This window comes from Anaerosolibacter carboniphilus, from assembly GCF_014205875.1.
In the GTDB taxonomy this organism is placed as follows: Bacteria; Bacillota; Clostridia; order Peptostreptococcales; family Thermotaleaceae; genus Anaerosolibacter; species Anaerosolibacter carboniphilus.
The window spans coordinates 12882-27174 of the sequence record NZ_JACHEN010000003.1 but is presented as its reverse complement, the minus strand read 5'-3'; the positions used below and the strand labels follow the sequence as shown (position 1 = coordinate 27174).

12 protein-coding genes are annotated in these 14293 nt (G+C 38.6%); all 12 read left to right on the top strand.

Annotated features, from left to right (window positions below):
- Positions 1 to 86: 86 nt before the first annotated feature.
- The 12 genes from rpoN to smpB all read left to right on the top strand — a co-directional run bounded on the left by rpoN (position 87) and on the right by smpB (position 14249).
- Positions 87 to 1463: an RNA polymerase factor sigma-54 gene (gene rpoN, locus HNQ80_RS03155; RefSeq protein ID WP_184308116.1), complete on the top strand. Its 1377-nt coding sequence runs from the start codon at positions 87 to 89 to the stop codon at positions 1461 to 1463.
- Positions 1464 to 1692: 229 nt separating this feature from the next.
- Positions 1693 to 2742, top strand: a complete 1050-nt coding sequence (locus HNQ80_RS03150; RefSeq protein WP_330602742.1) for a sugar-binding transcriptional regulator — start codon at positions 1693 to 1695, stop codon at positions 2740 to 2742.
- A gap of 26 nt (positions 2743 to 2768) precedes the next feature.
- Positions 2769 to 3779: a type I glyceraldehyde-3-phosphate dehydrogenase gene (gene gap / locus HNQ80_RS03145; protein WP_184308114.1), complete on the top strand. Its 1011-nt coding sequence runs from the start codon at positions 2769 to 2771 to the stop codon at positions 3777 to 3779.
- Positions 3780 to 3914: 135 nt separating this feature from the next.
- Complete coding sequence (locus tag HNQ80_RS03140) at positions 3915 to 5108, top strand: phosphoglycerate kinase (protein ID WP_184308112.1); 1194 nt, start codon at positions 3915 to 3917, stop codon at positions 5106 to 5108.
- Positions 5109 to 5119: 11 nt separating this feature from the next.
- Entirely contained in the window at positions 5120 to 5866 is a 747-nt protein-coding gene (gene tpiA, locus HNQ80_RS03135; RefSeq protein ID WP_184308110.1) for a triose-phosphate isomerase, read from the top strand.
- Between the two features lie 20 nt (positions 5867 to 5886).
- Positions 5887 to 7179 (top strand): phosphopyruvate hydratase, encoded by a 1293-nt coding sequence (gene eno, locus HNQ80_RS03130; RefSeq protein WP_184308108.1) that lies wholly within the window; start codon positions 5887 to 5889, stop codon positions 7177 to 7179.
- 338 nt (positions 7180 to 7517) lie between these two features.
- Positions 7518 to 7748, top strand: coding sequence for a preprotein translocase subunit SecG (secG, locus tag HNQ80_RS03125; RefSeq protein ID WP_184308105.1), 231 nt, complete (start codon positions 7518 to 7520; stop codon positions 7746 to 7748).
- A gap of 55 nt (positions 7749 to 7803) precedes the next feature.
- Entirely contained in the window at positions 7804 to 9798 is a 1995-nt protein-coding gene (locus HNQ80_RS03120) for a sodium-translocating pyrophosphatase (protein ID WP_184308103.1), read from the top strand.
- A 139-nt stretch (positions 9799 to 9937) separates the two neighbouring features.
- Positions 9938 to 10252 (top strand): DUF1294 domain-containing protein, encoded by a 315-nt coding sequence (locus HNQ80_RS03115; protein WP_243182956.1) that lies wholly within the window; start codon positions 9938 to 9940, stop codon positions 10250 to 10252.
- Between the two features lie 236 nt (positions 10253 to 10488).
- On the top strand, positions 10489 to 12609 hold the full coding sequence (gene rnr / locus HNQ80_RS03110) for a ribonuclease R (RefSeq protein WP_334297381.1): 2121 nt from the start codon (positions 10489 to 10491) through the stop codon (positions 12607 to 12609).
- Between the two features lie 80 nt (positions 12610 to 12689).
- Complete coding sequence (locus tag HNQ80_RS03105) at positions 12690 to 13511, top strand: Cof-type HAD-IIB family hydrolase (RefSeq protein ID WP_184308099.1); 822 nt, start codon at positions 12690 to 12692, stop codon at positions 13509 to 13511.
- Between the two features lie 270 nt (positions 13512 to 13781).
- The gene (gene smpB, locus HNQ80_RS03100) at positions 13782 to 14249 is read left to right on the top strand and encodes an SsrA-binding protein SmpB (RefSeq protein WP_184308097.1); all 468 of its coding nucleotides are present in this window, start codon (positions 13782 to 13784) and stop codon (positions 14247 to 14249) included.
- The last annotated feature ends 44 nt before the right edge of the window (positions 14250 to 14293 follow it).

Here is a 14293-nt window from a genome sequence, read left to right as displayed (position 1 = left end):
TGGTATAATAATATAGAAAATCAGGATAAGTAGGATACTCTATAGTAGATGAAAAGAGAACATTTCGGTATAAGGTGGGTGATTACATGAAGATTGGGTTTCATTTAAACATTGAGCAGATTCAGAAGTTGGTGATGACGCCTGAGTTAAAGCAAGCCATTCAAATACTACAATTCAATACCCAGGAATTATCCCAGTTCATTGATGAGCAACTTTTAACAAATCCTCTCCTCGATATTGCATCACCTCAAGAGTCTGAAATGACGAAGAATACTTCGAAGGAAGAAGTAGATTGGAAGGAGTATTTCCGAGAGTACGACGATATTAGCTATAAGCAATCAAATTATAATAAGGATAAAGAAGAGGTATCTATAGAACAATTTTTATTTAATGATACAACCTTAACAGAGCACTTGATGTTTCAGCTTCAATTTTCTATTTTAAAGAAGAGACACTATAGTATTGGCAAGTTTATCATTGAAAGCCTTGATCGGAATGGATATTTGATGACGCCTTTATCTGAGATTGCAGAAGTTTTTCATGAGTCAGAGGAGACTGTTGAGAATGTGCTCGCTGTCATTCAAAGCTTTGATCCCTTTGGTATTGCTGCCCGTGATTTGAAGGAATGTCTATTGATTCAGATCAAACAGCAAGGTGTTGAAGATGAAAAAGTATTTGAGGTGGTGGCACATCATCTAGACGATATAGCCAATAATCGACTTGCTATTATCGCAAAAAATTTGAATATTACAACTGCTGTAGTTCAAGAAATTGCAGATTTTATCAAAACTCTAGAACCAAAGCCTGGAAGGGTATTTGGATCTGCGAATGATGTAAAATACATTACACCAGATGTTACGGTTGAAAAAATTGATGGTGAATATGTGGTGATCGTGAATGATACCTCGGCACCCAGACTCTTGATTAATCAGTTCTATCGAAGCATGCTTATGAATGAAGAAAAGGATTCTTCCACTTCAAAATTCATTACTGATAAGTTAAACTCCGCCATGTGGCTTGTGAAAAGCATTGAACAAAGAAGACAGACCATTTATAAGGTGGTAAAAGCTATCATAGACTATCAAATTGATTTCTTCGAAGGTGGGAAGAAGTGGCTGAGACCGTTGACGCTGAAACAGATTGCTGATGAGGTCGGCGTCCATGAATCGACGGTGAGCCGTGCAGTGAACGGGAAATACATGCAGAGTCCTAGAGGTGTATTTGAACTTAAGTTTTTTTTCAGTAGTGGTGTTTCCAATCAAGAAGGCGATGGATTGGCATCCGAAAGTATTAAAAGTATGATTCAGGAGATGATTGATAAGGAGAATCCTAAAAAACCTTTAAGTGATCAGTTGATTGCAGATTTATTGCAAAACAAAGGGATCAACATCTCAAGACGTACAGTTGCAAAGTATAGGGATGAAATGAATATACAAGCTTCGTCCAAGAGAAAACGTTTTTAAGTATGAATTTTCAAGGGGACCCACAGATTTAATATCCGCCGTTATCTTTTATGAAAATAAAAAATAATGGTGGATATTTTAATTTCCTATTGCATTTAAAAATGCCATATATTACAATGATGATGAGAATATTTTTTTGACCTATCTGGGACCCGAAATGACTATAGGGACCTAAAATGACCAACAAGTGATTTGGTAAAATTGATTCTATATCGATAGGGGGGGTAGAGTGAAAAAGGCACATAATAGCTTATTTGATATAGACACAATGATAGAGCTGCAAAAGAAGATAATTCCTGATCTCCATGAGATCCTTGTTGAACGTTATAATATATTAAGATTGATCCACTATTATCAGCCAATTGGAAGAAGGCAGCTTTCTAGTATTTTGGACATCGGAGAGCGGGTGATCCGTGGAGAAGTATCATTGTTGCGGGATCAAGGATTGATTGAAATTAATGCAGATGGAATGAAGATCACCAAGATTGGAGAGAATACCCTAGAGGGTTTGAACTTTTTCATCCATAGGTTTAAAGGATTACGAGACGTGGAAGAAGAAGTCGCCAAAAAGTTAAAAATCAAAAAGGTCATCGTTGTTCCCGGTATGATTCAAGACGAAGAAATCGCATTGAAAGAAGTAGGTAAGACGGCGGCTAACTATTTAAAGAATATGATCCAAGGAAAAATGATCATTGGAATTACTGGTGGAGGCACCATGGCGGCCTTAGCAGAAGAGATGACGAAGGAGCAGGGTAAGTCTTATGATGTGGTAGTTGTACCTGCCAGGGGTGGACTTGGAAAAGATGTAGATAAGCAGTCCAATACTATTGCAGCAAAAATAGCCAATAAATTGGGCGGGACCTACAAACTTTTCTATATGCCTGATAATATCGATAAAAATCTTTTACCTACCTTATCTGGTGACCCAATGATCAAGGAAGTAGTAGAGTATATTGAAAAAATTCAAATGCTCATCTTTGGGATAGGGCGAGCTGATAAAATGGCAATGCGCAGGGGACTAAATCCTATGGAAGTGCAAGGTCTGATAGAAAATGGCGCTGTTTCAGAAGCTTTTGGATATTATTTTAATAAAAATGGAGAAACTGTACGAGAAGTCAGTACCATTGGAATGAGTCTGGATAAATTTAAAAAATTAGAACATATCATCGGCGTTGCGGTAGGTGCTGATAAGGCCGAGGCTCTCGTGTCAATTAGCAACTTAAATCCAAGCCTTGTGATGGTAGTAGATGAAAATCTTGCAAACCAAATTCTAAAATAAATCAATATTTTAAAGGAGGAATTATCATGGGAGTAAAAGTTGGTATTAACGGTTTTGGTAGAATCGGAAGGAACGCATTTAAGATTGCTTTTGAAGGAAATAACGATTTTGAAATTGTAGCGATTAACGATTTAACAGACGCAGCAACACTAGCACATCTTTTAAAGTATGATAGCTGCTTCGGAAAATTCGAAGGAACTGTTGAAGCAAAAGAAGGGGCATTGATCGTAAATGGTAAGGAAGTAAAGATTCTTGCAGAAAGAGATCCAGCTAATTTACCATGGGGAGAACTAGGTGTAGATATCGTTGTAGAATCTACAGGTGTATTTACTTCAAAGGAAAAGGCGATTAAGCATATCGAAGCAGGGGCAAAGAAGGTAATCATCTCTGCACCAGCGAAAAACGAAGATATCACGATCGTTATGGGTGTTAATGAAAAGAACTATGACCCGCAAAATCATCATGTGGTATCCAATGCATCTTGTACAACAAATTGTTTAGCACCTTTTGCGAAGATCATTGATGAGAAATATGGCATCAAAAAAGGATTAATGACAACCGTACACTCCTATACCAACGATCAGAGAATCTTAGATTTACCTCACAGCGATCTTAGAAGAGCAAGAGCAGCTGCGGAATCTATCATTCCAACAACGACAGGGGCAGCTAAGGCTGTGGCGTTGGTATTACCACAATTAAAAGGTAAATTAAATGGATTTGCTATGAGAGTACCTACGCCAACGGTATCTGTGGTAGACATCGTATTTGAATTAGAAAAGTCAACAACTGCTGAAGAAGTAAATAAAGTGTTAAGAGAAGCTGCAGAGGGTGAACTAAAAGGAATTCTTGGTTTCAGTGACGAGCCTCTAGTATCTATCGATTATAGAAAAGATCCAAGATCCTCAATTATTGATGGATTATCTACGATGGTAATCGGTGACAACATGTTAAAAGTTATTTCCTGGTATGACAATGAGTGGGGTTATTCCAGCAGAGTGGTGGATCTGATCAACTATATGATCCAAAAAGGTCTTTAAGTAAAATGAATACCAGTCCACTGGATTGGTATTCATTTTAACATATCCTAACACTGAAACGATTGACGAGCAAGAAATAGTATGTTACATATAGTTAAGTAAGATATATTATTTTTAAAGATTAGGGGTGTAGGTATGCTAAATAAGAAGACAATAGAAAATGTTGAAGTCACAGGCAAGCGAGTATTGGTTCGATGTGATTTCAATGTGCCTATGGATGAAAACAAAAACATTACGGATGATATTCGTATCCGTGGTGCACTGCCTACCATTCAGTATTTGATGGAAAAAGGCGCAAGGGTAATTCTTATGTCCCACTTGGGAAGACCTAAAGGAGAATCTAACAAAAAATATAGCTTGGAGCCTGTGGCAAAAAGGCTGGCAGAGTTATTGAATAAAGGGATAATCTTTGCAGCTGATGACGTAGTAGTTGGCGAAAACGCAAAAAAGGCAGCTTCAGAAATGAAAAATGGAGAAGTACTTTTGTTGGAAAATGTACGCTTTAGAAAAGAAGAGGAAAAAAACAATCCTGATTTTTCAAAAGAGCTTGCTAGCCTAGGAGAATTATTCGTCAATGATGCCTTCGGTACAGCGCATAGAGCCCATTCATCCACAGCGGGGATTGCAGACTACCTTCCATGTGTGTCTGGCTACTTGATCGAAAAAGAGATCGAGATCATGGGAAAAGCCTTACATAATCCTGAGAGACCTTTTGTTGCAATTTTAGGCGGTGCAAAGGTTTCTGACAAAATAGGCGTCATCAAAAATTTACTCGAAAAAGTAGATGCTTTAATTATTGGTGGAGGTATGGCTTTTACCTTCTTGAAAGCAAAGGGGCTTGAGGTAGGGAAGTCACTGCTAGAAACTGATAAGATTGATTTGGCAAAAGAATTGATGGAAGATGCAAAAGCAAAAGGTGTAAAGCTGTTGTTGCCGGTAGACGTGGTAGTGGCTGCTGAATTCAAAGCAGATGCTGCCCATGAAACAGTAGATGTAGTCAATATTCCAGCGGACAAGATGGGATTAGATATTGGAATGGCAACGGTAAAGGTTTTTGCAGATGAGATCAAAGGCGCACAGACCGTAATCTGGAATGGCCCTATGGGTGTATTTGAAATGCCAGCTTTCGCGGTAGGAACGAAGGAAGTAGCAAAAGCTCTTGCAGAAAGCAAAGGAACAACGATCATTGGTGGTGGAGACAGTGCTGCTGCTGTTGAACAGTTAGGATTTGCTGATCAGATGACTCATATATCTACTGGCGGCGGTGCTTCTTTAGAGTTTTTAGAGGGTATCGAACTTCCAGGTATTGCAGTCATTCAGGATAAATAGGAGGCGGTGCTATGAGAATACCCATTATTGCAGGAAATTGGAAAATGCATAAAACTATCGATGAAGCGGTACAATTTGTAAGAGAAATTAAAGATAAGGTACAAGGAACCGATGTTGAAGTAGTAATCTGCGCACCTTTCACGCTACTACTGCCATTAAAAGAGGCAGCAGCAGGAACTAACATCAAGCTAGGCGCGCAAAATATGCATTGGGAGAATCAAGGTGCCTTTACAGGGGAGATATCTCCTTTGATGTTAAAGGATATAGGTATTGATTATTGCATCATTGGACACTCTGAGAGAAGACAATATTTTGGAGAAACTGATGAAACGGTCAATAAAAAAATTCACTCTGCCTTAAACCATGGGATTAAACCTATTTTCTGTGTAGGTGAAACCCTAGAGGAAAGAGAATCAGGAAAAACAGAGGAAATTGTAAAGAACCAGATCCAAAAAGGTTTAGTAAACGTAACGGATGAAGATGTAACCAAGATCGTTATTGCCTATGAGCCTGTTTGGGCCATCGGTACAGGAAGGACTGCAACGCCGGAGCAGGCCAATGAAGTAATTTATCAAATTAGAGAAACGATTAAAGAGCTATATGGAGAAGGCATCTATACAGAAATCCGTATCCAGTATGGTGGTAGCGTAAAGGGCTCTAATGCCGAAGAGATCATGAATCAAGAAGATATTGATGGTGCTTTGGTAGGGGGCGCAAGCTTGCTTCCAGATGAATTTGTACAAATTGTTAACTTCTAAATTGAAAGGAGAAGATACATATGTCAACAACAATTGTAGATGTATACGCTAGAGAGATATTGGATTCAAGAGGAAATCCTACAGTAGAGGTTGAAGTTTACTTGGAGGGCGGTGCCATGGGAAGAGCAATGGTACCATCAGGTGCGTCTACTGGTGCATTTGAAGCCGTAGAGTTAAGAGATGGAGACAAGGATCGTTATCTTGGCAAAGGCGTATTAAACGCAGTTGAAAATGTAAACGATATTATTGCTCCTGAAATCATCGGTATGGATGCTTTAGACCAAGTAGCTATTGACACAGAAATGATTGAACTGGATGGAACAGAGAACAAAGGAAAACTGGGAGCCAATGCAATTCTTGGTGTATCCATGGCTGTGGCAAGAGCTGCCGCTGAAGCGCTTGGATTACCATTGTTCCAATATCTTGGAGGCGTTAATGGAAAAACATTGCCTGTACCAATGATGAATATCTTAAATGGTGGGAAGCATGCAGATAATAATGTAGATATTCAAGAATTCATGGTAATGCCTGTAGGCGCTTCAAGCTTTAGAGAAGGTTTAAGAATGGGAGCAGAAATCTTCCATAACTTAAAGAAAGTACTTCAAGGTAAAGGTTTAAATACAGCGGTAGGCGATGAGGGTGGTTTTGCACCAAACTTAACATCCAATGAGGAAGCATTAGAAGTGATTATCGAAGCGATCCAGAAGGCTGGATATACGCCAGGCAAAGACGTAATGTTAGCTTTAGACGTAGCTGCAACTGAGTTGTTTGACAAGAATGAGAACAATTACAATTTGGCTGGCGAAGGTGTTGTAAAAACTTCTGAGCAAATGGTTGATTTCTATGAGCATCTTGTAAATAAGTTCCCAATCATTTCTATTGAAGATGGTTTGGATGAAGAAGATTGGGCAGGTTGGAAGCTTCTTACTGAGAGATTAGGTAAAAAGATTCAATTGGTTGGAGATGACCTGTTTGTAACAAATACATCCAGATTAGAGAGAGGTATAGAGTCTAAGACAGCCAATGCTATATTGATCAAATTGAATCAAATTGGTACGATTACTGAAACATTGGATGCCATCGAAATGGCAAAACGTGCAGGTTATACGGCTGTAATCTCCCATAGATCTGGTGAAACAGAAGACTCTACGATCGCTGATTTGGTTGTGGCAGTAAATGCAGGACAAATCAAAACGGGAGCTCCATCTAGAACAGACCGTGTTGCAAAGTACAATCAACTCTTAAGAATCGAAGAAATGCTGGATTTCACTTCAAAATATGCTGGTATGAAAGCGTTCTACAATTTAAGATAGAAGGTATAACCTGTAAAAAATTAAACAATAATATAAGGATAGAAGGCCTATCCTTATATTATTGTTGTTTTTTATTGCCAAGTAACTATATGCTATTGGAATTTATGAATCATGTGCGTCAATACTTATGAGGTATTTTAAGCAACATAAATTCGGCTCAAGAGAATTTTGTTGGTACCTACTGAGGAGGTCTCTGATAGCAACAAGTGAGCTTTTTTACAAAATGTTTGTAATGGATACAGAAAAGTGGATAAATGGGACCGGGGGATAATATTTATTGATTTTGAAAATCAGCTATGTTAAAATATGTATGTTAATTAGACAGAGGAGGTGGAAAAATGAGAATTTTACTAATGATCGTTCAAATAATTGCCAGTTTGATTCTAATCGGAAGTATTTTGCTTCAATCAGGAAAGAGCGCAGGATTATCAGGTGCGATTGCTGGTGGAGCGGAGCAACTTTGGGGCAAGCAAAAAGGTAGAGGTTATGAAGAGTTATTAAGTAAGGTTACAACAATTGGTGCAATCGTATTTATCATCAATTCAATTATACTAATCAGAATTTTCTAATAGGAAACACCAGAGTCTGTTGTAACAGGTTTGGAAAATAAAGGAGGCATCAAGGATGAATTATGCGTTATTAGCGCCTGTAGTTGGGGTAATCGCTCTGGCTTTCGCATATATGCTTACGGCGAAAATTAATCAAGTAAATGTCGGCACTGACAGAATGAAAGAAATTTCTTCTTATATCCATGAAGGTGCAATGGCGTTCTTAACTAGAGAATATAAAGCCCTTGTTATTTTTGCAGGGATTTTATTTGTTGTAATTGGTTTAGGTTTAAATAGCTGGTTGACTGCCATTTGTTTCCTTGTAGGGGCTTTCTTCTCAGCCCTTGCAGGATTCTTTGGAATGCAAGTTGCTACAAAGGCAAATGTTAGAACTGCCAATGCGGCAAGAGAAAATGGCATGAACAAAGCATTGAGTGTTGCCTTCAACGGTGGTGCCGTAATGGGTATGTGCGTTGTTGGTTTAGGTATTATCGGTGTAGGTGGTCTTTATTATTTAATTGGAGATCCTGGAATTATTACAGGATTTGGTTTAGGTGCTTCATCAATCGCTTTATTCGGCCGTGTAGGCGGTGGTATTTATACAAAGGCAGCAGACGTTGGTGCTGACTTGGTTGGTAAGGTAGAAGCAGGTATCCCAGAGGACGATCCAAGAAACCCAGCGGTTATTGCAGATAATGTTGGGGATAACGTTGGTGACGTTGCTGGTATGGGAGCGGACTTATTCGAATCATATGTAGGCTCTATTATTTCTGCAATTACTTTAGGTGTAGTAATCCCAAGCATAGATCCAGTAAGTGGAGCAATGTTCCCATTGGCATTGGCTTCCCTAGGTATTATCGCTTCTGTTATCGGTTCTCTTTTTGTTAGAGGAGACGAAAATACGAATCCACATAGCGCATTAAAGATGGGTACATATGTAGCCGGTGGTATCGTAATTGTAGGTGCATTTTTCTTAAGCAAAAGCTTATTTGGTAATTTAAATGCCTTCTGGGCAATTTTCTTTGGATTGGTTGTGGGTACGGCTATTGGTCAAATCACGGAGATATATACTTCTGGTGATTACAAGTCTGTTAAGAGAATCGCACAACAATCAGAAACAGGTCCAGCCACAACAATTATCAGTGGTTTAGCGGTAGGTATGTTCTCTACAGCTTGGCCGATCATGCTGATTTCTGTAGGAATCTTGGCAGCATATCATTTCTTTGGATTATATGGTATAGCATTAGCTGCAGTTGGTATGCTTTCTACAACGGGTATCACCGTAGCAGTAGATGCTTATGGTCCGATTGCTGACAATGCTGGTGGTATCGCAGAAATGTCAGAACTTCCTAAGTCAGTTCGCGCAATAACAGATAAACTGGATGCAGTAGGTAACACAACAGCTGCTATCGGTAAAGGTTTTGCTATCGGTTCAGCGGCTTTGACAGCGCTTGCATTATTTGCATCCTACTCACAGGTTGTACAGTTAGAAAAGATTGATATTCTAGATCCATTGGTTGTTGTTGGTTTATTAATTGGTGGTATGTTACCATTCCTATTCTCAGCTATGACAATGGAATCTGTAGGTAAAGCTGCTTTCCAAATGATCGAAGAAGTAAGAAGACAGTTCAAATCAATTCCTGGTCTGATGGAAGGTAAAGCAAAGCCAGACTATGCAAGATGTGTAGATATCAGTACAGCAGCAGCGTTAAAAGAAATGCTTGTTCCTGGTATCATGGCTGTATTGGCACCGGTGGCTACAGGATTGATCCTTGGAGCAGAAGCGCTAGGTGGTTTATTAGCGGGTTCCCTAGTATCTGGAGTATTGATGGCGATCATGATGGCCAACGCTGGTGGCGCATGGGATAATGCGAAAAAATATATTGAAGAAGGAAATCATGGTGGCAAGGGCAGCGAGCCTCATAAGGCTGCGGTTGTTGGAGATACAGTTGGAGATCCATTCAAAGATACATCTGGCCCTTCTATCAACATCTTGATCAAGCTGATGACAATTGTAGCTTTAGTATTTGCACCATTGTTCTTGAAGTTTGGTGGATTATTCTTCAAATAAGACAAGAAAGTCCTGTCTCGTATATGAGACAGGACTTTTATAATTTGTTTATAGATGGGCAGCTTTGTTCCAATAGCATGTCATCTATGTTATAATAGCATGTGACATGTTATTTTTTGTAAAAAAGGTGGAGAAATTTATGAAAATGATTATGAATATAACAACTTTGTATAGGGTAGAAATGTTGTTTTTCATGATATATTTAACATTAGTTAATGGATATGGAGTCATTGCAATGGGACTCGATAAGCACTATGCCAAGAAGCATAAAAGGAGAATAAGCGAAAAAAGCTTCTTTATAACGGCAGCTTTAGGCGGTGCGCTAGGTGTTTTATTGGGAATGAAGTTGTTTCGACATAAAACCCTACATAAGAGCTTTACCCTGGGTGTTCCTGCACTGTTTGTTTTAAATATGGCTGTTCTAATAACAATCTATTATTACGTTTTCCTATAAAAGTAGCATAGGAATTGATATTCCCTGGGAAATAGGCTGAATAGTCATTTTCCATGATGGGTATAAATGTAAAGGATCGTTAAAAGATGAAGTAGTATTCTAAAAACTTTGACTATCAATGAATATTATTGAGAAAATATTGAGCTAATAATATATCCAAAGAAATAATTACCTAGAATTGGGGTAAAATATAAACATGTATTTGGATATATTTAGGTATTTCATAGATTGGAGGAATGACATTGAGCATTCGAGAGAAAATATTAGAATTTATGCGGGAGAAGGCCTACAGTCCAATGTTAGATATGGAGTTGGCAAATGTATTTGAAATAGGGCCCGTGGATATTGCAGAGTTCTATTCCATATTAGAGGATATGGAACACCGAGGAGAGATTATTAAAACGAAGAAAAACAGATATGCAGCTCCAGAGCGTATGAATCTTATGGTAGGGAAGCTCCAGCAGCATGCCAAAGGCTTTGGTTTTTTACTTTCAGAGTTACCAGGATACTCTGATGTTTTTATTCCCGCCAATGATTTGAATGGAGCTATGCATAACGACCGGATTGTGGCCAGGGTTGTAAAGCGGAGCAATGATGGAAAGAAGTGTGAAGGTGAAGTCATTCGAATTATTGAAAGAGCAAATAAGGAAATTGTAGGAACCTTTGAAAGCAGTAAGAATTTTGGCTTTGTAGTGGCAGATGACCGCCGACTGAATATGGATATATACATACCCAAGAGTGAATTCAATGGCGCAAGGGATGGCTATAAGGTAGTTTGTGAAATTACTCGCTGGCCTGAAGCTAGGAGAAATCCGGAAGGCAAAGTGATTGAGGTCATCGGTCATAAGGATGACGTTGGAACGGATATTGTATCTATCATAAGAAAATATAAGCTACCCGAGGAGTTTCCTAAAAAAGTTGAGGATGAAGCAGAAGAGATACCAGAGACCATACCAGAGGAAGAGATTGCTAGAAGAAGAGATTTAAGAAATGAACAGATTGTTACCATTGACGGTGCCGATGCAAAAGACTTAGACGATGCTGTCTCTGTAAAAAAACTGCCAAATGGAAATTATCTTTTAGGGGTTCATATTGCAGACGTTACCTATTATGTGAAAGAGGGCAAGCCATTGGATAAAGAAGCTTTAAAGAGGGCTACCAGCGTCTATTTGGTAGACCGGGTTATTCCCATGCTTCCAAGGAAGCTTTCCAATGGCATGTGCAGCTTGAATCCGAGGGTAGATCGTCTTACATTATCTGTGAATATGGAGATTGATAAAAAAGGACATGTGGTTGAACACGAGATCTATGAGAGTGTTATCAAGACCTGTGAGCGAATGACCTATACAGATGTATCAGATATTTTGGAAAAGCAGGATGAGGAATTGCTAAAGCGGTACGATTATCTCATTGATAATTTCAAGCTGATGGAGGAATTATGCAAGATCCTGAGAAAGAGACGGGATGACAGAGGGAATATTGATTTTGATTTTGACGAGGCAAAGATCATTCTAGACGAAAACGGAAAACCTGTTGACATTAAAAGGGCAGAAAGAAGAATTGCCAATCGAATTATCGAGGAATTTATGCTGATCTGTAATGAAACAGTGGCGGAGCATTATTATTGGGCGAATATACCTTTTGTATATCGTATCCATGAAGAACCTGACATGGAGAAAATAGAAGCGTTCAATAAGTTTATTCATAATTTTGGTTATCATCTAAAGGGCGTGAACACGGAAGTACATCCGAAAGCGCTACAGGACCTTTTAAAGAAGGTAGAGGGGCAGAAGGAAGAAAGAATAATAAATACCCTAATGCTTCGCTCTTTAAAACAAGCAAAGTATTCGCCACAATGCAGTGGTCACTTTGGATTAGCAGCTCAATATTATTCTCACTTTACTTCTCCGATTCGAAGATATCCGGATTTGCAAATACATCGAATTATAAAGGAAAGCTTAGAGGGAAAAATTACGCAGAATAGAATAGAGCAGTTGAAGGGTATTGTTGCCAAGGCGGCTGAAAAATCTTCAGAACGTGAAAGAACGGCAGAAGAAGCTGAGAGAGAGACTGATGATCTCAAGAAAACCGAATATATGAGTTATCATATTGATGAAGAATTTGATGGTATCATTAGCAGTGTCACTTCCTTTGGTATGTTCATCGAGTTGGAGAACACGATAGAAGGTTTGGTACGGATTAGCTCTTTGGTAGATGATTATTATATCTATGATGCAGATCAGCATTTATTTAGGGGAGAAAGAACCAAGAAAACCTATCGCATTGGTGACGAAGTAAGGGTAAGGGTGACGAAGGCAGATGTAGCCCAAAAAGAAATAGATTTTCTACTGATTTAGTTGATGCAAAGGCACACGAAGGTGTGCCTTCCTTATGAAGAAAGATGAATTGTGGTTGGAATTTGAAGGAGGTTTTAGATATGTCTTATAAGTTGATTGTCAGTGATATGGATGGAACATTATTAAACAGCGCGGGTAAGATTTCTGGGGAGACAGAAAAAGTGCTGAAGGAACTCATGGCAAAGGGAATCCATGTGGCCGTAGCTACAGGGAGAATATTTACGTCAGCGAGAGTGTATGCAAAATACCTTGGGATAACAACTCCAATCATAGCTTGTAATGGTGCTATCGTTAGGAATTTGAGGGATGGTACGACGATCTATGAAAATCATATTATCCGGGAAGATTGTATGAAGATATTAGATATTTGTAAGAAGCACAACTTATACTTTCACTTTTATACAAATGATATCTTTTATACACAAAGTATGGAGTTCGCTTCCATTAAGTATTCTGAGTGGAATAAGACCCTTAAAGAAGATGAACAAATTGATATTCGGGTAGTAGAGGACCCTTACGCAGTGGTCCAAAATAGCGACGAAGAATTCTATAAATTTGTGTTCATTAATGAGGATAGAGAATTGCTTGAAAAGGTTAGAAAAGAGATTGAGGTCATACCTACCTTGGAGTGCAGCAAATCTTGGCATAATAACTTGGAAATCATGAATAGAGGGGTCAGCAAAGGAATTGCCGTTGAGCGTTTGGCAAAATCTCTTGGTGTGAAGCCAGAAGAAGTGATCTGCTTTGGTGATAATGAAAATGATATCAGTATGATCCAGTATGCTGGTCTAGGGGTTGCCATGGGTAATGCGGAGGATCATGTGAAGAACCATGCAAAGTATGTGACTGACTCCAATGATCAGGATGGGGTAGCAAAGGCGTTGAAAAAGTTTGTTTTATAGAGTTTAAATGTATGAATAGAATATAAGCAGCGCAAGGGAAAATACTGCGTATGGGTAACACTATAGGGGTTCCCCTATACAGCATTTCACCAGCAATGAATTTGTTTTTCAACATGAGGATAAAGTGCGTATCTACAGTAAATGATATGGTATAAAGAAACTGGTTGTAGAGAAAAGCAATGAAGAATATGCCATTTGACAGAATGGTGATTCTATGCTAATATATTTATCAGACCTTAATTGAGATTACCTTTTGAAGTGGGTGTTTGTATGGGTGAAGGAAAAGCAGTAGCCAATAATAAAAAAGCATATCATGATTATTTTATTGAGGAAACCTATGAAGCTGGGATTGTATTAACTGGTACAGAAGTAAAATCAATCCGCATGGGACGAATCAATTTAAAAGACAGCTATGCAGAAGTTAACAATGGAGAGATTTTCATCTACAATATGCACATCAGTCCTTATGAAAAGGGAAACATATTCAATGTTGATCCTGTAAGAAAGAGAAAACTGTTGATGCACAAAAAAGAAATATCAAAACTCCTAGGCTATATCACCCAGCAGGGGTATACCTTGATACCAACGAAGGTATATATTAATCAAAGAGGTCTTGTAAAACTACAACTGGCTGTTGCGAAAGGGAAAAAGCTTTATGACAAGCGAGATGATATCGCTAAAAAAGAAGCAAACCGACGTATTCAGCAGGAGTTAAGAGAAAGACAAAAGTCATATTAAAGTAGTGACTTCGTCCGATTGAAATTATTTATCTACTATGATTG